13 protein-coding genes are annotated in these 20,001 nt (G+C 71.7%); 7 read left to right on the plus strand and 6 right to left on the minus strand.

Going from position 1 to position 20,001, the window contains the following annotated elements; translation table 11 throughout:
• Positions 1-90: 90 nt before the first annotated feature.
• A complete protein-coding gene (treS, locus tag ACIQ5Y_RS17220) occupies positions 91-1,809 on the minus strand; it encodes a maltose alpha-D-glucosyltransferase (protein ID WP_403880509.1) in 1,719 nt (572 codons plus the stop codon).
• Positions 1,806-3,800 carry a maltotransferase domain-containing protein gene (locus ACIQ5Y_RS17225; RefSeq protein WP_403880511.1) on the minus strand — a complete coding sequence of 665 codons (1,995 nt, stop codon included), beginning with the start codon at positions 3,798-3,800 and terminating at the stop codon, positions 1,806-1,808. Before ACIQ5Y_RS17225 ends, treS begins: the two co-directional genes overlap by 4 nt.
• Positions 3,801-4,251: 451 nt before the next feature.
• On the opposite strand from ACIQ5Y_RS17225, the gene ACIQ5Y_RS17230 reads away from it, so the two are divergent.
• From ACIQ5Y_RS17230 to glgP, 3 genes are all read left to right on the plus strand, one after another.
• Positions 4,252-5,217 (plus strand): helix-turn-helix domain-containing protein, encoded by a 966-nt coding sequence (locus tag ACIQ5Y_RS17230; RefSeq protein ID WP_403880512.1) that lies wholly within the window; start codon positions 4,252-4,254, stop codon positions 5,215-5,217.
• Entirely contained in the window at positions 5,214-6,074 is an 861-nt protein-coding gene (locus tag ACIQ5Y_RS17235) for a hypothetical protein (RefSeq protein WP_403880514.1), read from the plus strand. Before ACIQ5Y_RS17230 ends, ACIQ5Y_RS17235 begins: the two co-directional genes overlap by 4 nt.
• A 76-nt stretch (positions 6,075-6,150) precedes the next feature.
• Positions 6,151-8,787: an alpha-glucan family phosphorylase gene (glgP, locus tag ACIQ5Y_RS17240; RefSeq protein ID WP_403880516.1), complete on the plus strand. Its 2,637-nt coding sequence runs from the start codon at positions 6,151-6,153 to the stop codon at positions 8,785-8,787.
• 28 nt (positions 8,788-8,815) lie between these two features.
• On the opposite strand, the gene ACIQ5Y_RS17245 is transcribed toward glgP, so the two are convergent.
• Complete coding sequence (locus ACIQ5Y_RS17245) at positions 8,816-9,850, minus strand: Lrp/AsnC family transcriptional regulator (RefSeq protein ID WP_403880518.1); 1,035 nt, start codon at positions 9,848-9,850, stop codon at positions 8,816-8,818.
• 136 nt (positions 9,851-9,986) lie between these two features.
• On the opposite strand from ACIQ5Y_RS17245, the gene ACIQ5Y_RS17250 reads away from it, so the two are divergent.
• Together ACIQ5Y_RS17250 and ACIQ5Y_RS17255 are read left to right on the plus strand one after the other, a co-directional pair.
• On the plus strand, positions 9,987-11,519 hold the full coding sequence (locus ACIQ5Y_RS17250) for an MFS transporter (protein ID WP_403880520.1): 1,533 nt from the start codon (positions 9,987-9,989) through the stop codon (positions 11,517-11,519).
• A 113-nt stretch (positions 11,520-11,632) separates the two neighbouring features.
• Positions 11,633-12,178: a hypothetical protein gene (locus ACIQ5Y_RS17255; RefSeq protein WP_403880522.1), complete on the plus strand. Its 546-nt coding sequence runs from the start codon at positions 11,633-11,635 to the stop codon at positions 12,176-12,178.
• On the opposite strand, the gene ACIQ5Y_RS17260 is transcribed toward ACIQ5Y_RS17255, so the two are convergent.
• Together ACIQ5Y_RS17260 and ACIQ5Y_RS17265 are read right to left on the minus strand one after the other, a co-directional pair.
• Positions 12,175-12,777, minus strand: a complete 603-nt coding sequence (locus ACIQ5Y_RS17260) for a hypothetical protein (protein WP_403880524.1) — start codon at positions 12,775-12,777, stop codon at positions 12,175-12,177. The two genes, ACIQ5Y_RS17255 and ACIQ5Y_RS17260, sit on opposite strands and share 4 nt — an antisense overlap.
• Positions 12,778-13,325: 548 nt before the next feature.
• A complete protein-coding gene (locus tag ACIQ5Y_RS17265) occupies positions 13,326-15,590 on the minus strand; it encodes a M4 family metallopeptidase (protein WP_403880526.1) in 2,265 nt (754 codons plus the stop codon).
• 382 nt (positions 15,591-15,972) lie between these two features.
• On the opposite strand from ACIQ5Y_RS17265, the gene ACIQ5Y_RS17270 reads away from it, so the two are divergent.
• On the plus strand, positions 15,973-17,448 hold the full coding sequence (locus tag ACIQ5Y_RS17270; protein ID WP_403880528.1) for a sugar transferase: 1,476 nt from the start codon (positions 15,973-15,975) through the stop codon (positions 17,446-17,448).
• Positions 17,449-17,464: 16 nt separating this feature from the next.
• On the opposite strand, the gene ACIQ5Y_RS17275 is transcribed toward ACIQ5Y_RS17270, so the two are convergent.
• Positions 17,465-18,430 (minus strand): GDP-L-fucose synthase family protein, encoded by a 966-nt coding sequence (locus ACIQ5Y_RS17275; RefSeq protein WP_403880530.1) that lies wholly within the window; start codon positions 18,428-18,430, stop codon positions 17,465-17,467.
• A gap of 345 nt (positions 18,431-18,775) precedes the next feature.
• On the opposite strand from ACIQ5Y_RS17275, the gene gmd reads away from it, so the two are divergent.
• A complete protein-coding gene (gmd, locus tag ACIQ5Y_RS17280) occupies positions 18,776-19,789 on the plus strand; it encodes a GDP-mannose 4,6-dehydratase (protein WP_403880532.1) in 1,014 nt (337 codons plus the stop codon).
• Positions 19,790-20,001: the final 212 nt, after the last annotated feature.

Here is a 20,001-nt window from a genome sequence, read left to right on the forward strand (position 1 = left end):
GCTTCTCCGGTATGTGGGGGTGTCGGATCAGGATGATCCGTACAGGGGCGGGCGATTGACCCATCCGAGCCGCCCGCCCCGTACCGGGCCCTACTCGGCGCGCTGCTCGCCGCGCTGTTCCTTGCGTAGCCGGAACCAGTAGAAGCCGTGTCCCGCCAGCGTCAGCAGGTACGGCCACTCGCCGATCGGCGGGAAGCGCACGTCACCCGTGAGCTCCACCGGAACCCGCCCGTTGAACGACCGCAGATCCAGCTCGGTGGGCTGCGCGAAGCGGGAGAAGTTGTGCACGCACAGCACCAGGTCGTCCCCGAACTCGCGCAGGAACGCGAGCACCGCCGGGTTGGACGAGGGCAGTTCGGTGTACGAGCCGAGTCCGAAGGCCGGGTTCGCCTTGCGGACCTCGATCAGCCGGCGGGTCCAGTGCAACAGCGAAGAGGGCGAGGACATCGCGGCCTCGACGTTGGTGACCCGGTACCCGTAGACGGGGTCCATGATGACCGGCAGGTTCAGCCTGCCCGGATCGCACGAGGAGAAACCGGCGTTGCGGTCCGGGGTCCACTGCATCGGCGTGCGGACGCCGTCGCGGTCGCCCAGCCAGATGTTGTCGCCCATGCCGATCTCGTCGCCGTAGTAGAGGACGGGCGAGCCGGGCAGCGACAGCAGCAGGGCCGTGAACAGCTCCATCTGCTTGCGGTCGTTGTCCAGGAGCGGGGCGAGCCGGCGCCGGATGCCGATGTTGGCCCGCATGCGCGGGTCCTTGGCGTACTCGGCGTACATGTAGTCGCGCTCTTCGTCCGTGACCATTTCGAGGGTGAGCTCGTCGTGGTTGCGCAGGAAGATGCCCCACTGGCAGCGGTCCGGGATCGCCGGGGTCTTGGCCAGGATTTCGGAGACCGGGTAGCGGGACTCCCTGCGCACCGCCATGAAGATGCGCGGCATGACGGGGAAGTGGAAGGCCATGTGGCATTCGTCCCCGCCCTTCTGGTAGTCCCCGAAGTAGTCGACGACGTCCTCGGGCCACTGGTTGGCCTCGGCGAGCAGCACGGTGTCCGGGTAGTGCGCGTCGATCTCGGCGCGGACCCGCTTGAGGAGCTGGTGGGTGCGCGGGAGGTTCTCGCAGTTGGTGCCCTCCTCGGCGTACAGGTAGGGCACGGCGTCGAGGCGGAAGCCGTCGATGCCGAGGTCCAGCCAGAAGCGCAGCGCCGAGACGATCTCCTCCACCACGGCCGGGTTCTCGTAGTTGAGGTCCGGCTGGTGGGAGAAGAAGCGGTGCCAGTAGTACTGCTTGCGCACCGGGTCGTAGGTCCAGTTCGACGTCTCGGTGTCGACGAAGATGATGCGGGCGTCCTGGTACTGCTTGTCGTTGTCGGCCCACATGTAGTAGTCGCCGTAGGGGCCGTCGGGGTCCTTGCGGGACTGCTGGAACCACTCGTGCTGGTCGCTCGTGTGGTTCATGACGAAGTCGATGATCACCCGCATGCCGCGTTGGTGGGCGGCGTCCACGAACTCCACGAAGTCGGCGAGGTCGCCGAACTCGGGCAGTACGGAGGTGTAGTCGGCGACGTCGTAGCCCCCGTCGCGCAGGGGCGAGGCGAAGAACGGCGGCAGCCACAGGCAGTCGACGCCGAGCCACTGGAGGTAGTCCAGTTTGGCGGTGAGCCCCTTGAGGTCGCCCACGCCGTCGCCGTTGCTGTCGTGGAAGGAGCGGACGAGGACCTCGTAGAAGACGGCCCGCTTGAACCAGTCGGGGTCGCGGTCCTTGGCGGGGGTGTCCTCGAAGGTGTCGGGGACGGGATCGTTGATCATCATGTGGTGGGTGACCCTCCGGTGGGCGGGGACGGTCGCAGGGCGGCCAGTACGTGCGCGGGCGTGCGGCCCGGTTCCAGGCGTACGTAGTTCGCCCTGCCCCAGTGATAGGTCTCGCCGGTGAGCTCGTCGCGCACCGCGAGGGACCCGTGCCAGTCGAGGCCGAGTACCGGCATGTCCAACGAGACCGTCGCCTCCTGGGTGTGGTGCGGATCGAGGTTGACGACCACCAGTACGGAATTGGCGCCCGCGTGCTTCGAATAGGCGATCACCTGTTCGTTGTCGGTCGAATGGAAGTGGATGTCGCGCAACTGCTGGAGGGCGGGGTTGCGGCGGCGCAGCCGGTTCAGGGAGGTGATCAGCGGGGCGATGGTGCGGCCCTCGCGGTCGGCGGCGGCCCAGTCGCGCGGCCGCAGCTCGTACTTCTCGGAGTTCAGGTACTCCTCGCTGCCCTCTCGCACCGGCTCGTTCTCGCACAGCTCGTAGCCGGCGTAGACCCCCCAGGTGGGGGAGAGCGTGGCGGCGAGCACCGCGCGGACCTCGAAGGCGGGACGGCCGCCCTTCTGGAGGTACTCGTGGAGGATGTCCGGGGTGTTGACGAAGAAGTTCGGCCGCATCACCGAGGCCGAGGGCGTGTCCGCGAGCTCCGTCAGGTACTCGGTGAGCTCCGTCTTGGTGTTGCGCCAGGTGAAGTACGTGTACGACTGCTGGAAGCCGATGGAGGCGAGCGCCCGCATCATCGCGGGCCGGGTGAAGGCCTCCGCGAGGAAGATGACGTCCGGGTCGGACTTGTTGATGTCCGCGATCACCTTCTGCCAGAAGACCACGGGCTTGGTGTGCGGATTGTCGACGCGGAAGATGCGGACGCCGTGCTCCATCCAGTACCGCAGGATCCGCACGGTCTCCTCGACGATCCCGGCCATGTCGGTGTCGAAGTGGATCGGGTAGATGTCCTGGTACTTCTTCGGCGGGTTCTCCGCGTACGCGATCGTCCCGTCGGCACGGTGGCGGAACCACTCCGGGTGCTTCTCCACCCACGGGTGGTCGGGGGAGCACTGGAGGGCGAAATCCAGGGCGACCTCCAGGCCCAGCTCGCGGGCGCGCGCCACGAAGGCGTCGAAGTCCTCGATGGTGCCCAGGTCCGGGTGGACGGCGTCGTGTCCGCCCTCGGTGGAGCCGATGGCCCAGGGCACGCCCGGGTCCCAACACCCGGCGGAGAGCGTGTTGTTCGGGCCCTTGCGGTAGGTGGACCCGATGGGGTGGATGGGCGGCAGGTACAGCACGTCGAAGCCCATCGCGGCGATCGCGGGCAGCCGCTCGGCGGCCGTCCGGAAGGTTCCGCTGACCGGCGCCTCGTCGGGTTCGAGCACCGCCCCCTCCGACCGGGGGAACATCTCGTACCAGGAGCCGAAGAGGGCCCGCTTGCGCTCGATCAGCAGCGGCAGCGGCTTGGAGGCGGTGACCAGCTCGCGCAGCGGCTTCTTCGCGAGGGCGGCGGCCACGTCCGGATCGAGGGCGGCCGCGTAGCGCACGGCGACCTCGCCCTCGTCGTCCCGCATCAGCTCGGCGGCGGCCAGCACGACGTCGCGGCCGTCGCGCTTGGGGATCTTGGCGGCGGCCCGGGTGTAGAGCTCCGCCCCTTCCAGGAGGGTCAGCCCGGTGTCGATCCCGGCGGGGATCTTGATGGCGGCGTGCGCCCGCCAGGTGGCCACCGGGTCGCTCCACGCCTCGACGGTGTACGTCCACCTCCCCTCGACCTCGGCGCGGACCCGGGCCCCCCACCGGTCGGTGCCGGGGGCGAGCTCCTGCAACGGCACGGGCGGCCGCAGCCGTCCGGTCGGATCGCGGAGCACTACGTGCGCGGCGAGGGCGTCGTGGCCCTCGCGGAACACGGTGGCGGAAATCTCGAAGGCCTCGTCCACGACCGCCTTGGCGGGTCTGGCGCCGCAGTCGACGGCAGGGCGGACGTCCAGCACGGGAATGCGACCGATCATGATGGGATCACCTGGGGGCAGTTCGCAGGGCTCGGTGACAACAGGCCAGCCGGAATCACGGCTGGTAGTGCACGCTCTGTTCGCTCTGTTTCTAGCCGCTCAAGGGACGGCTGGGCTGCGGGCATGGCCGCTCCTGTCCGCGTTCACTCGGGTGGCGGGGAGAGGTTGTGGGCGGGTGCGCCGTGCGTGTACGGCGCGTGCACCGTGTCGTGCGTCGCGCGTACCCGGGGAGCCCTTCCCACTCTCGCCCCGCCCAATCCGGGTGCTTGGTTAACTACTCGTACGTACTGGCACGGTCGATACCAAGAGCCGGGTCGACATCCGCCGATGCTCAGTCAAGTCGGTTCCGGTGCAGCGTCCGTGGGCGGCGCGCGGGGGAGAATGGCCTGTCACCCCGAGGGGCGGGAGTGATCGATGGGGCGGGCGGGGGTCCTGGAAGATGTGGTCGAAAATGTCCTCGGCCGCGGTGCCGGCGGCGGACAGGTTCGAATGGTTCGCCGACGTCATCGCCGGCGAACTGGCACCGACGGAGCTCCTCGACCCCCCGGCCGGCGGCTTCCGGGCGGAGGCCGGGGCGATCGAGCTGGACGCCGTCCTGTTGTCCACTTTCGAGTGCAGCCCGTGCCAGTCGCGGCGTACACCCGCACAGGTCAGGCAGAACGACCCCGAGCGGTTCCAGTTCTCCCTCCTGACCGGGTCCCCCATGTGGCTGGAACAGAACCGCAACGGGTGCGAGGTGAACCCCGGTGACATGGTGCTCCTGGACACGGCACACGCCAACGCCGCCGGGGCTCTGGGCGAGGAACACGAGATCAGGAACATCGTCATCCAGCTCCCCAGGAACGAGCTGCCCCTCCCGTCCGACAAGACGGACCGGCTGCTCGCCCAGCGGATCTCCGGCGAATCCGGGATGGGCGCGATCCTGGCCGCCTTCATGACCTCGCTGGAATCCCACGCCTCCGAATGCGGGCCCGTCGAACGGAGCCGGCTCGGCCGCGTCGCCGTCGACCTGATCGGCGCCGTCCTCGCCGAGCGCAGCGACACGCACGACGCCCTTTCCCACGAGGCGCGGGGCCGGATCCTGATGGAGCGGATCGACTCCTTCATCGACCACAACCTCGGCGACCCGGGCCTGACCCCGCGGCTCATCGCCGACCGCCACCACATCTCGGTACGACGACTGCACCAGATGTTCCAGGACCAGGAGGACAGCGTGGCCGCGACCATCCGCCGACGGCGCCTGGAACACTGCCACACCGACCTCACCCGACCCGAACTCCTCACCCGCCCCATCGGCGCCATCGCCGCCCGCTGGGGCTTCGGCAACCCGGCGGTCTTCAGCCGCGCCTTCCGCGAGGCGTACGGCATCAGCCCGAGCGAACGGCGCGCGCACGCGGCGGATCCGGGGCAGCCGTGAGCGCGGGGGAGCGGTACGGACCGGTCACCGCGCGGCTCGGCTCGCCCGACCCCCGGGTGCGGGAGGCGGCCGCGCGGGCGGCGGCCGAGGTGGTGTGGGCCCCGCAAGAGGAGCGGAAGTGGGCCTCCGCGCTGGTGGCGGCCGCCCTGCGGGAGGAGGACGCGGACGCCTTGGCGGCGCAGGTCGACGCGCTGCCGTGCGTGGAACCGGCCCTGGACGACGCCGAACTGGACCTGCTCGTCCACCGGTGCGCCAAGTCGCCGGTGCTGGACCGGTTGCTCGAACGGGCCGGCCGGCTGACCGTCCACGACGCGCCGGACCCCGTCGGCGACCTGACACGGGTCGTGGTGCGGTGCCTGCGCGGGGCCCCGCGCCGCGGGACGGTCCTGCGTACGCCCCGCAGGTCGTGGGTGCGGATCGAGCGCATCGAGGGCCCCCTGACGGACCTCGACGTGCTCACACCCGTCCGCACGGCCCGGCTGACGCTGTCCGGCCCGGGCACGCGGGACCTGGCCGTCGGCGACGTCCTGGACGGCGACCCCGGCTCCCGCGCCCACGCGGCCGGGCTCCGTTCCCCCGACCCCCGGGTGCGGGATCTCGCAGCCGACGAGACCCGCGACTGGCCGGACTCCTGGCAGCCGGAGGTCGGCCGGTACCTGTGCGGTGCGCTCGCGATGGCCGCCGTACGGGAGCAGGACCACGGCGCGCTGGAGGCCCAGCTGAATGCCCTGAACGAGCTGAGCCGGTTCCTGGAGGAGCCCGCGCTCGCCGTGCTGCGCACGCTGGACCGCGCCGCGCTGCCCGAGGTCCTGCGGGAGTACCTGGACGACCTGTTGGAAGAGGAGGGTCCTCGCTAGCCTTCCGGGGGTGATGCGCGGGTGCACAGCGTGGTGCGGCCGCTCCGATCCGCAATCCCCTGCGAAGGTGGAACGTGTGAAGGCTATCCGTCGATTCACCGTGCGCCCTGTCCTCCCGGAGACCCTGCTGCCGCTCACCGACCTCGCGCGTAATCTGCGCTGGTCGTGGCATGCCGAGACCCGCGAACTCTTCCAATCCGTCGACCCCGAGGGCTGGCAGGCCGCCGGCGGCGATCCCGTCCGGCTGCTCGGGGCCGTCTCCGCCGCCCGCCTCGCCGAACTGGCCGCCGACCGCCGGTTCCTGCGGCGGCTCGCCGTCGTCGCCGCCGATCTCGATGACTACGTGGGCGGCGGGAGGTGGTACCAGGGGCAGGAGAACGGTGCGGAGCTCCCCGCCGCGATCGCCTACTTCTCGCCCGAGTTCGGGATCACCGCCGCCCTGCCCCAGTACTCCGGCGGCCTCGGGATCCTCGCCGGGGACCACCTGAAGGCCGCCAGCGACCTCGGCGTCCCGCTCATCGGGGTGGGACTCCTCTACCGGCACGGGTACTTCCGCCAGTCGCTCTCCCGCGACGGCTGGCAGCTGGAGCACTATCCCGTGCTCGACCCGAACGAACTGCCGCTCTCCCTGCTGCGGGAGGCGGACGGGGCACCCGCCCGGGTGTCCCTGACCCTGCCCGGCGGCCGCGCCCTGCACGCGCACATCTGGCAGGCCCGTGTGGGCCGGGTGCCGCTGCTGCTCCTGGACTCCGACGTCGAGGACAACGACGCCGCGGCCCGCGAGGTGACCGACCGGCTCTACGGCGGCGGCAGCGACCACCGGCTCCTCCAGGAGATGCTGCTCGGGATCGGCGGGGTGCGCGCGGTCCGTGCGTACTGCGCGATCACCGGGCATCCCGACCCCGAGGTGTTCCACACCAACGAGGGTCACGCCGGGTTCCTGGGGCTGGAGCGCATAAGGGAACTGGAGCGGGAGCAGGGGCTCGGCTTCGACGCGGCCGTCGAGGCGGTGCGCGCCGGGACCGTGTTCACCACGCACACCCCCGTCCCGGCCGGGATCGACCGCTTCGAGCGGTCCCTGGTCGCCCGGCACTTCGGGGAGGGCGGGGAGCTCGCGGGCGTACCGGTCGACCGGATCCTGGAACTCGGGGCCGAGAGCTATCCCGGCGGTGATCCCGGGGTGTTCAACATGGCGGTGATGGGACTGCGCCTGGCGCAGCGCGCCAACGGGGTGTCCACCCTGCACGGCGCGGTCAGCCGCGAGATGTTCGCCGGGCTGTGGCCCGGCTTCGACCCGGCCGAGGTGCCCATCACCTCCGTGACCAACGGCGTGCACGCCCCGACCTGGGTGGCCGCGGAGGTGGTCCGCCTGGGCGCCCGCCAGATCGGCGCGGGAAGGACGGAGGACGCCCTGTCCGTGGGCGGGTCCCAGCGCTGGGACGCCGTCGCCGAGATCCCCGACCAGGACGTGTGGGACCTGCGCCGGGTGCTGCGCGAACAGCTCGTGCAGGAGGTACGGGACCGGCTGCGCGCCTCGTGGCGCCAGCGCGGGGCGGCCGACGCCGAACTGGGCTGGGTGGACTCCGTACTCGACCCGGACGTGCTCACGATCGGCTTCGCCCGGCGCGTGCCCTCGTACAAGCGGCTCACGCTGATGCTGCGCGACCCGGAGCGGCTGCGCAGGCTGCTGCTGGACCCGGACCGGCCGGTGCAGATCGTCGTCGCGGGCAAGGCGCACCCGGCGGACGACGGCGGGAAGCGGCTCGTGCAGGAACTGGTGCGGTTCGCGGACGACCCGCGGGTGCGCCACCGCATCGTCTTCCTGCCCGACTACGGCATGGCGATGGCGCAGAAGCTCTACCCGGGCTGCGACGTGTGGCTGAACAATCCGCTGCGTCCCCTGGAGGCCTGCGGGACGAGCGGGATGAAGGCCGCGCTGAACGGCTGCCTCAACCTGTCCGTGCTGGACGGCTGGTGGGACGAATGGTTCGAGCCGGACTTCGGCTGGGCCATCCCGACCGCCGACGGGCTCGGCGCGGACGAGGACCGGCGCGACCACCTGGAGGCGAACGCCCTCTACGAGTTGATCGAGGGCCGGGTCGCGCCCCGCTTCTACGACCGGGTCGGCCGCACCGGACTCCCCGCGCGGTGGATCGAGATGGTCCGGCGCACCCTCGTCTCACTGGGACCGAAGGTGCTCGCGGGGCGGATGGTGCGTGAGTACGTGGAACGGCTCTACGCGCCGGCCGCACTCGCCCACCGGGCCCTGACCCCCGAGGCGGCGCGCGACCTGGCCTGGTGGAAGGGGCGGGTCAGGGCGGCCTGGCCGCGGGTGGGCGTCGAACACGTGGAGGCGCTGGCCGCGGCTCCGGTCAACGGCACCGCGGAGCTGGGGGCCACCCTCACCCTGCGCGTGCAGGTGTCGCTGGACGCCCTGAACCCCGAGGACGTGGAAGTACAGGCCTTCGCGGGCCGGGTGGACCCGCAGGACGTGATCCGGGACGGGCGGAGCTTCCCGCTCAAGCCGGCCGCCGGGCCCGACATGGAGGGCCGCTGGGTGTACGAGGGCCCGCTCGCCCTCGACCGCACGGGTCCCTTCGGCTACACGGTACGGGTCCTGCCCGCGCACCCGCTGCTGGCGACCCCGGCCGAACTGGGCCTGGTCGCCGCCCCCGTGGACACGGACGCGGGAGGCGGCGTACTGCTGCGCTGAGCCCGGCCCGACCCGGCCCGGTGCGTGGTCAGGGGGCGGGCGGCGGGTCCACCAGCCGCCCGTCCTCCACCAGCATCCCGGCCCGTTTGACGCTGCGCAGGGTCGGGATCACCTCCACCTGGCCCACGCCGTCCACCGCGCCGATCCGCTCGGTCAGGTAGGTGTACAGGGCGTCGGTGTCCCGGCACACCACCACCGCCATCAAGGAGGCCGCCCCGGTGACGGCCGCCGTGAAGGCCACCTCGCGGTGGCCCGCCAGCGCGGCCCCCACCTCCGCCAGCCGGGCCGGCGGCACGGTCAGCACCAGGGTCGCCTCCGCCTCGTAGCCGAAGAGCGCGGGGACGAACTCCACGTCGAAGAAGATCGCTTCGAGGTCCCGCAGCCGTTCGACCCTGCGCCGGGCGGTGGACTCCGACAGGCCCGTGGCCTCCGCCAGTTCCGGATACCCGGCCCGGCCGTCCCGCCTCAGCACGGCGAGCAGCGCGAGCTCGGACTCGTCCATGACGTACCGCTCGGGGGCGGGTCCGGCCGGCGGCCGCCGCAGGGCCTCGATCTGGTCGGGGCGCAGCGCGTCCATGCCCACCCAGGCGTCGCGCCCGCCGAAGAACTTCCGCAGGATGGTGTGGGCACTGATGCCGGTCACCCGGCGGGTGCGCGGCAGCTTGTCCAGCAGCAGGGCGTCGCGGTCCTTGCGGGTACGGGACCGGGTCATGCAGTGGATCTCCGTGCCACCCGAATTCAGGGTCACCCAGGCGATGTCCGGGCGGCGGGCGAGCGCCTCGGCCACCGGGAGCGCCACGTCCGGGGCGCACTGCACCCGCAGCCAGGACTCGAACAGCCCGAGGCGGCTGCCCGTCGGCAGCCCCACGACCCGGACCAGGCCGGCGGTCCGCAGGCGCCGGTAGCGGCGTACGACGGTCTGGTCGGACACCTCCAGGACCTCGGCGAGGCGGCTGAAAGCGGCCCGGCCGTCGATCGAGAGGGCCTGGACGAGGCACTGGTCGAGAGCGTCCAGCACCGCCGGCTCCACCGACTGCTTCTCCGTGATGTTCACGGTTTCCATCATCCCCGACGTGACGGCAATGGAAATCCGTCGGATGAGGATGTGTGGGTGGGGGATGCGTGCGGGGCACAGGCAGCCTGAGGCCACCGGGGAACCACCCCGCGAACCCTCCACCTCCCATCCGAGGAGAACTCCCATGCGTAAATGGCTGCCGTTGACGGCCGTCTGCCTCGGGGCCTTCATGCTCCTGGTCGACGTCACGATCGTGACCGTGGCCCTGCCGGACATGGCCGCCGACATGCACACCGGTTTCTCCGGGCTCCAGTGGGTCATGGACGTCTACGCCCTCGCGCTGGCCGCCCTGCTGCTCGGCGCCGGCTCGCTCGCCGACCGGATCGGCCGCCGCCGGGTCTACCTCGGCGGGATCGCCCTCTTCGCCGCCGCCTCGCTCGCCTGCGGGCTGGCCACCGGCCCGACCGCGCTGATCGCCTTCCGCGCCGTCCAGGGCATCGGCGGAGCCGCCATGTTCGCCACCACCATGGCCCTGCTCAGCGGCGCCTACCAGGGCCGCGACCGCGGAGTGGCCTTCGGGGTGTGGGGCGCGGCCAACGGCGCCGCCGCCGCGTCCGGTCCGATCATCGGCGGGCTGCTGACCGAGCACTTCGGCTGGCGCTGGATCTTCTTCATCAACCTGCCCGTCTGCGCACTGGCCCTGTACGTCACCCTGCGCGCGGTCGCCGAGTCCCGCGATCCGCACGCCCGGCGCCTGGACCTGCCCGGGATGGCCACCTTCACCGCGGGCGCGGCGGCCGTCACGTACGCCGTGATCCGGGGCGGCGAGAACGGCTGGACCTCCGCCACCACCCTCGCACTGCTCGGGCTCGGCGCGGCCGCCTTCGCCGGCTTCGTCCTCGTCGAACTGCGCGGCTCCCACCCGATGCTGGACCTCTCGCTCTTCCGCAGCCCCACCTTCGTCGCGGTCATGGCCGCCGGACTGCTCCTGACCGGCGCGGCGTTCTCGTACCTGATGTACGTCTCCCTGTGGCTCCAGTCCGCCGGGGGGATGAGCCCGGTCGGCGCGGGGCTGGCGCTGCTGCCGATGAGCGCGGCCGGCTTCGTCGTGGCCGCGGGGGCCGGGCGGCTGCTGCACGGGGTCTCGCCGCGGCTGACCATCGGCGGCGGGCTGCTGCTGGTCGGGGTGGGCGCGCTGCTCCAGGCCTGGATGCTGGACGCCGGTGACGGCTGGGCGGTGCTCGTCCCCGGGCTGCTCGTGACCGGAGTGGGCGTGGGCGCGGCGACCCCGGCGCTGGCCGCCACCGCCATGGGGGCCGTGGCCCCGGCCCGGGCGGGCATGGCCGGCGGAGCTCTGAACACGGCGCGGCAGCTCGGCACCGCCCTCGGCATCGCGGTGCTCGGCGCGGTCTTCCACGCGGGGCTGCGGTCGGGGCTCGGCGAGGGCGGCCGGGGGCTGGCGGAGCCGCTCGCCTCGGGCGGGGCCGGACAGTTGCTCGCGGCCGCACCCGCCGGCGCGGCACGCGACGCGCTGGCGGCGACGGTGGACGCCGCCTTCGCGAGCGGGCTGCGGGAGACCTTCCTCACCTCGGCGCTGATGGGCCTGGCCGGCGCCCTGGCGGTGTTCCTCCTGCTGCGGCCCACGGCCCGGCCGGAGGCGTCCGCGGCGGTCCCTCCCCAGGGGAAGGCCGCGACCCCTGCCCGGCCTCTCGGGTGAACCACGTACGACCCCAGGGCGATGAACCGTTCCGGCAGGCCTCCGCGCTCCTACGCTGCCCGCAGATGACGGGCGCAGCCGGTGTCCGCGGACCCGAGGAACGGACTTCCCCCATGCGTCTTCGCACCACCGCCGCCGTGCTCGCCGGAGCCGTCGCGCTCGTGCTGCCCACCGCCGGCCCGTCATCGGCCGACGACCACGACGGGCGGAACCTGGGCCTGCTCCACTACCGGTTCCTCGACGAGGCCGGCGAGGAGCGCACCGGGCAGATCCGACCCGCGGAGAACGACACCTGCTACGTGCTGACGCACACCTCCCGGGACGAGCCCGCCATCGAGATCTGGAACGACACGGAGTCGCTGGCCGTGCTCTTCGGCAACCGCAGCTGCGACGGCCACGCGGAACGGGTGCTGGACCCGGGGGAGCGGGCCCGGAACGTGGACGTCGTCTCCGTCTTCTTCAAGCCCGCCGACGGACGTCACGACTGGCACGGCGGCGGAGGCGACGGTGACGGCCGCGGCGACTGGAACGGCGGCGGCGGTGACGGCGGCGGCCGCTGGGACTGGAACGGCGGTGGCGGTGACGGCCGGGGCGACTGGAACGGCGGCGGCGAGGAACTCCTCCGCCGCTTCAGCGGGTACCTGACCCCGCGGCACTAGGCCGTGACCCCGGCCGCCATCCAGCGCACCACGTCCGCCGCCGCGTACGGCCCGGCGTCCGGGGAGAGGGCCGACAGGAACGACAGGTCCTTGCCGATCGTCACCAGCGGCGGCTCCACCCGGCCACCGGGACGCCGCTGGGCCAGGCCGATGGTGGCCGGCAGACCGTTGCACAGGCACCGGCGGCCCGACGCGTCGGCCGCGTCCCCGCCCTTGCGGACGTACGCGGCCACCGGCTCGGCCGCACACCGGTAGACCAGACCGCGCGGGCCGCGTACCGGCGTGCGCAGGAAGCCCAGGTCGCACACCCGGCGCCGGGCCGCGGCCACCTCCGGCTCGGAGACGGTGCCCGGCGGTTCGGCCGCCTTGAAGGGGAACGAGGTCGGCGAGGCGTCGGGGTCGTTGCGCACGGTGAGGGCGCCCGCGCAGGCCCGGCCGCGCAGCTCCGCGCGCAGACCGGCGGCCATCCCCGACTCCTCGCACAGCGCGAAGGCGCTGCCGACCTGCACCCCGGCCGCCCCCTGGGCCCGGGCGGCGGCCGGCGCCTCCGGGCCGGCCTGCCCGCCGGCCGGCCAGAACGGCAGCCCGAGCGCCGCCATCCTGGCGAGGTCGGGACGGGTCGCGCGGCCCGTACACCGGCTCGCCGTCCTCGTCGAGCCTCATCGGCCCGCGCGGCGGGGCGCTGTGCCCGCCCGCCCCGCTGGTCTCGATCACGAAGCCGTCGGGGCGGGTCGCCTCGTCGCGCGGGAGGTAGGCGGCCATGACGGGCAGCGACACGATGGCCGGCACGTCCGGGCGGCGCAGGGGGCCCGGCAGGTGTCCGCCGAGCAGGGCGGCCGGGTCGAAGACGTGGTCCAGTGGCTGTGCGTCGCCCTCGACGGCGATCTTCGTCACGCAGGGTTCGCAGCGCGCCGGCCGGTCGGCGAGGGCAGGGATCCGACCGGGTACTCCCGCGCCCACGAGCACGTGGTCGACACCTGCCAGGATCGCGCCGAGCGCCCCCGGCTACCGCTGGGAGGTGCCCCCCTGCGGGGGCGGTGGTCCCGGCGGCCACGGCCCCATGGGACAGGGCCGCCCGGGGAGGTCTTCCTCCCGGGCGGCCCCGTGTTCAGCGGTTCAGCAGGTGCTCATCCGGCCCCGGTGGGGGTCAGAAGGTGAGCTTCCAGCTGTCGATCTTGCCGGTGTCGGCCGACGCGTTGTCGCTGACGCGCAGCTTCCAGACGCCCTGGGCCACCTCGGAGGAGGCGTTGACCGTGTAGGACTTGATGATGTTGTCCGCGCTGCTGCCGGTGCGGTTGTGCAGGTTGTACACGCTGCCGTCGGGGGCGACCAGGTCGACCTTCAGGTCACCGATCCAGGTGTGGAGGATGTTGACGTCCACCTTCAGCGTGCTCGGCGCGTTGCCGGTGCGGTTCACGGTGATCGGCGACTCGACGGTGGAGTTGTCGTTGATCGCGTAGTCCGTGGTGTTCTCGAACACGGTCTGCTGCTGGGTGCCGACCGTCCAGGTGAACGCCGCCGTACCGGTCTGGTTCGCGGAGTCCTTCACCGTCACGGTCACGTTGGACGTGCCCGCGGTGCTCGCCGTACCGGAGATCAGACCGGTCGAGGCGTTGATCGACAGGCCGGCCGGGAGCCCGGTCGCCGAGTAGGTCAGCGCGCCGGCGTTGGTGCTGGTGGCCTGGATCTGGAGGCTCACGGCGCTGCCCGTGATGGTGGTCTGGTTACCGGGGTTGGTGACCGAGACGCCGTTCACGATGCGGGCGCCGACGCCGATGCCCGCCCACGCGTTGGCCGTGTTGTTGTAGGTCGCCGAACCGGCGCCGTACAGGTCGGCCGCCGCCTGCAGGGTGGCCGTACGGGCCGCCGCGTAGTTGGTGTTCGACTTGAACAGACCGGTGGTCAGGGCGCGGAACCAGATCTTCGAGGCGGCGTCACGGCCGATGCCGGTGACCGGGAGGCCGTCGGAGGTCGGCGAGTTGTAGCTCACGCCGTTGATGACCTTGGCGCCCGAGCCCTCGGAGGCCAGGTAGTACCAGTGGTTGGCCGGACCGGAGGAGTAGTGGACGTCGATGGAGCCGATGCCCGAGTACCACGAGTCCTTGGACGCGCCGTCCTTGCTCGGCTTGTCCATGTAGCGCAGCGGGGTGCCGTCGCCGTTGATGTCGATCTTCTCGCCGACGAGGTAGTCGCCGACGTCGGTCGGGTTGTTGGCGTAGAACTCGACCGCGGCCGCCATGATGTCGGAGGTGGCCTCGTTCAGACCGCCGGGCTCTCCGCTGTAGGTCATGTTGCCGGTGACCGAGGTCAGACCGTGGGTCATCTCGTGCGCGGCCACGTCGGTGGAGGTGAGCGGCTTGGCGTTGCCCTCGCCGTCGCCGTAGGTCATGCAGAAGCAGGAGTCGTCCCAGAAGGCGTTCACGTAGTTGTTGCCGTAGTGGACCCGGCTGTACGGGGCGACACCGTCGTTGCGCAGACCGTTGCGGCCGTGCACGTTCTTGTAGTAGTCCCACGTGACCGCGGCGCCGTAGTGGGCGTCGGCGCCGGCCGTCTCCAGGTTGGACGCGAGGTTGTTGCCCCAGATGTCGTCCGGACCGGAGAACAGGGTGCCGGTGCCCGAGGTGCCGTGGTTGAGGTTGTAGGTCTTGTGGCCGCCGCGCCCGGCGTCGGTCAGGTTGTAGGTGCTGCCCGACTGCGTGCTGCCGAGGGTCACCTGACCGCTGTACATGGTGTTGCCGGTGCCGGTCTCGATGGCCTGCCAATCGGTGATCTTGGCGCCGGTCTTGGCGTCGGTGACCACGTGGAGCCGGCTCGGGGTGCCGTCGTGCTGGAGGCCGCCGACGACGGTCTCGTACGCGAGGACCGGAGCGCCCTCGGCGGCCCAGACCACCTTGCGGGCGTTCTGGGAGGCCTTGGCCTCCTTGGCACCCGCGGCGTTGGCGGCGGATATCGCCTGGCCCTCGGCGGCGGACGCGGTGACCGTGGCGGAGGTGTCCACCTTGATCTCGTGGTTGGTCGCCTTGGTGACGGACTTGGTGACGCCACCCTTGGCGTGGACGGTGAGGTCGCCGCCGAGGACCGGGAGGCCGTCGTAGGTGCGCTCGTAGGTGGTGTGCGTGGTGCCGTCCGCGTCCTTGACCACATCGCGGACGACGAGCTTCTCGCCACTGCCGAGGCCGAGTGCCTTGGCGGCCTGAGCGGTGGTCGAGTTGGCCTCGGCGAGGAGCGTCGCACGCTCCGAAGCGCTGAGTTTGGCGGGGGCCGCGCCCGGGTTGGGCTGGGCGGCCGTGCGGGCCTGCGACGCGGTGGCGTCGGCTGATGCGGTACCGGCCTGAATGCCGACGGCGAGCATGGCCGCCGCGGCAACGAGCGCGCCGGCCGCAGTGGCACGCCTCTGGGGGGTGGACCTCAACGCAGACTCCTTCTGCAAGGGGGGTTCCGGACGGCTGGGTGGGCCGCCGGGCAGATCAGGGCTGGTGCGATGAACGGTCGAAGAGTGCCACCCACAGCAGGCAATGTCAGGACCGCGTCAAATGATTGGCCAAAAACGGTTCGTTGTTCGATGCGACATATCCGGTATCCGGACTGTTCACTTTTGCGTGCAAGGGGTGGAGTCCGGCATTCGGAGCGTCCGGCACCGCTTGCTAACACTTGGGCAACGGGAGACCGCGTTGCCCGAAACGGCATTTGCCGTACTGGCGTTTGTCGTACTGTTTCTCGGTGCGACCGTTGTCCGTTGCCTGGGGAAGCCGTGGACAGTCGCCGCTGTCATTGACCACGTGCCAGGGGGGCCCATGAGGCATGTCCATATTCCTGCGCAAAGGTTGGCCAGGGCTGCCCGGGACACCCTGGTGCCCGCAAGGAGCCTCGGTGACAAGGCCCGTTGGTACCTGCCCGCCGCACTCGCCGCGGACTTCTTCGGGGCCGCCGTACCCGTGGGCCTCGTCTTCCACGCGGCCCAGCAGGTACGACCCCTCTACTGCGCCCTCGCCGCCGCGCTCGCGTGGACCGGCGTGCAGGCGCTGCGCCGGCGCTACACGGCCCGCGCGCTCGGAGAATCCCGGGGCGTGCTGCCCGTCCTGCACGACTGGCTCATTCTGATCGGCGTCCTGGCCGTGGCCCGTGTGGTGACCGAGGAGGACACGCCCCGGCTGTCCGCGCTGGGCGCCCTCGTGCCCGCCCTCCTCATCACCATCGCCCACCACAAGCTGACCTACCGGCACCTTTCGGCCGCCCGGCGCGAGGCCCAGGCCGTCAGCCGGGTCCTGGTCGTGGGCGAGCCCGACGCCGCCGAGGACGTCATCGCGCACCTCGCCTCGCGCACCGACCACCCGTACGTGGTCGTCGGGGTGGTACCGGTCGGCGACGGCCCGCTCGGCAGCGGTGTACCCGAGGCCGCCCGGCTCGCCACCGACATGCCGGGGGCCCCGAACGGGGACTCCGCCGCCGTCCTCGGAGCCGTCGGCAGCCTCAACGTCGACCTGGTGCTGGTGGCGCCGGGCGCGCGGATCGCGGGGGAGCGACTGCGCCGGATCGCCTGGGCCCTGCACGACGCCGGGCTCGAACTCGCCGTCTTCCCCGGGCTCGTGGAGGTCTCCGTCAAGCGGCTGGAGACCCTGTCCGCGGGCGGGCTCGCCGTACTGCGGGTCGCGCCGCCGGTCAGCCGGGGCGTGCAGACCTTCCTCAAGTCCGCCCTGGACCGGGCGGGCGCCGCGGGCGGGCTGGTGCTGCTCGCACCGGTCTTCCTCGCGATCGTCCTCGCCATCCGCTTCGGCTCGCGAGGCCCGGCCTTCTACCGGCAGGAGCGCATCGGCCGCGACGGGGCCCCGTTCACCATGTGGAAGTTCCGCACGATGGTCGTGGACGCCGAGGCGCGCAAGGCCGAGCTGTCCGGGGCCAACGAGAACGACGGCCTGATGTTCAAGATGCGCCGCGACCCCCGGGTGACCCGGGTGGGCCGGCTGCTGCGTCGCACCTCGATGGACGAACTTCCGCAGCTGATCAACGTGTTGACGGGTCACATGTCGCTGGTCGGCCCGCGCCCGCCGCTGCCGGAGGAGGTGGCGCAGTACGACGAGGTCGAGCTGCGCCGGCTCACCGTGCGGCCCGGCATGACCGGGCTGTGGCAGATCAGCGGGCGGTCGGACCTGTCGTGGGACGAGACGATCCAGCTCGACCTGCAGTACGTCGACAACTGGTCCTTCACCAGTGACGTCGACGTGATGGGCCGTACGCTCCGCGCGGTCGTGGACGGTCGCGGAGCGTACTGAGGCAACCGGGGAGGGGTCAGCCGTTCCGTCCGCTGTCGTCGCTCTGCTCTCGCAGCCACCACCGGTAGGTGGCTGCGATGCCGTCGCGCAGCGGGATGCCGGGCTTCCAGCCGAGCGAGGTCAGACGGGCGACGTCCAGCAGCTTGCGGGGGGTTCCGTCCGGCTTGGAGGTGTCCCACGCGAGGCGGCCCTGGAAGCCGGTCACCTCGGCGACGGTCTCGGCGAGTTCCCGGATGGTCAGGTCCTCGCCGCAGCCGATGTTGACGGGCTCGTCGCCGTCGTACGACTCCAGCAGCACGGCGCAGGCCGCGGCGAGGTCGTCGACGTGCAGGAACTCCCGACGCGGGGTGCCGGATCCCCACAGCGCGACCTCCTCGCGCCCCTCCGCCGCGGCCTCGTGGAACCGGCGGATCAGGGCCGGCAGGACGTGCGAGGACTGCAGGTCGAAGTTGTCGCCCGGGCCGTAGAGGTTCGTGGGCATGGCCGAGATGTACGAGGCGCCGTACTGCTTGCGGTACGACTGGACCTGGACGATGCCGGCGATCTTCGCGAGGGCGTAGGCCTCGTTGGTCGGCTCCAGGGGGCCGGTCAGCAGGGCGTCCTCGTGGATGGGCTGCGGGGCCAGCTTGGGGTAGATGCAGGACGATCCGAGGAACAGCAGCCGACCGACGCCGGCGGCGTGCGCGCCGGCGATCACGCTGAGCTGGATCCGGAGGTTCTCCTCCAGGAACTGCACCGGGTAGGTGCTGTTCGCCATGATCCCGCCGACCTTCGCGGCGGCCAGCACGACGGCGTCCGGGCGGACGTCCTTCAGGTACGCCCCGGTCGCGGTGGCATCGCGCAGGTCGAGGTCGGCGCGGGCGCGGGTGAGCACCTCGTGGCCGTCGGCGGTCAGCCGCCGGGCGACCGCGGACCCCACGAGGCCGCGGTGCCCCGCGACGAAGACACGGGCGTTCGGGGGCAGAAGAGGCGTGCTTGTCATACGGCCGATGATGCCAGTCCGCTCCCGCGGGGGTGGCGGGACGGGGGGCACACCGCCGAGGGCGGTTCCGCCGGGGCCGGGCGCGCGCCGGGGCACCTCCTCGGGCGTCGAACGCTTCCAGGGGGCAAGAGGGAGAGGGTCGTTGCGTTCGGCGCCCTGCGGGGGCACCCCCGCCGCACACCCGGCCCCGTCGAAACCGGGGGCGGCGTGTACGGTACGCATCCAGTCCAGGTTCCGGACAGCGTCGATCCGGGGGGCGCCGCGCGGGGGCGCGACCGCCGGGCCACGGGAACCCGTAGGACACGACCAACTGCAACGAACGGCAACGCACCCCAGGGGGACCGCATGGGCAAGACCGCACTGATCACCGGAGTCACCGGACAGGACGGCTCGTACCTCTCCGAGCTGTTGCTCTCCAAGGGCTACACGGTGCACGGGCTCGTGCGGCGGTCCTCCAGCTTCAACACGGAGCGCATCGACCACATCTACCAGGACCCGCAGACGGCGAACCGCTCCTTCGTCCTGCACCACGCGGACCTCTCCGACGGCGTGGCCCTGGTGAACCTGCTCCGCGAGATACGTCCCGACGAGGTCTACAACCTCGGCGCGCAGTCGCACGTCCGCGTCTCCTTCGACGCGCCGATGTACACCGGTGACGTGACGGGGCTCGGCGCCCTGCGCCTGCTGGAGGCCATCCGGGCCAGTGGTGTCGACACCCGTATCTACCAGGCCTCTTCCTCCGAGATGTTCGGCGCGACCCCGCCCCCGCAGAACGAGGGGACCCCGTTCCACCCCCGCAGCCCCTACGGCGCCGCGAAGGTGTTCGCGTACTGGACCACGGTGAACTACCGCGAGGCGTACGACATGTTCGCCGTCAACGGGATCCTCTTCAACCACGAGTCCCCGCGCCGCGGCGAGACCTTCGTGACCCGCAAGATCACCCGCGCGGTGGCCCGGATCAAGGCCGGCCTGCAGGAGAAGCTGTACCTCGGCAACCTCGACGCCGTCCGCGACTGGGGCTACGCCCCCGAGTACGTGGACGCCATGTGGCGGATGCTCCAGCAGGACGAGCCCACCGACTACGTGGTCGCCACCGGAGTGGCCGCCACCGTCCGGGAGTTCGTCGAGGCCTCCTTCGGTCACGCCGGCCTCGACTGGAACGAGCACGTGCGCTACGACCCCAAGTACGAGCGCCCCAGCGAGGTCGACGCGCTGATCGGGGACGCTTCCAAGGCCGAGTCGCTGCTTGGCTGGAAGCCGACGGTCCTGGTCGCCGAACTGGCCCGGATCATGGTCGACGCCGACATCCGCCAGGTCGAGGACCAACTGGCGGGTGCAACGGTCCGCATCGACCGCTGAAGCCTTATATTTCGCCTACGATTTGCCGTGTCCCGGTCAGTCCGTCAGGTACGACCGGGTCAAACCTGCCGTATGTCCGCAGTGCGCCCTCCAAGCGGAACCTGTTGATTCCAAGTTGGTAGCAATGGGTCAAGCAAGGGGACCGGGCCCTTTCGCGAGCCCTAGTCTGCGCAGGTACATATGGCTGTTCGGACCGTTCCAGCCATCAACAC

This window comes from Streptomyces sp. NPDC096339 (assembly GCF_044762985.1).
In the GTDB taxonomy this organism is placed as follows: Bacteria; Actinomycetota; Actinomycetes; order Streptomycetales; family Streptomycetaceae; genus Streptomyces.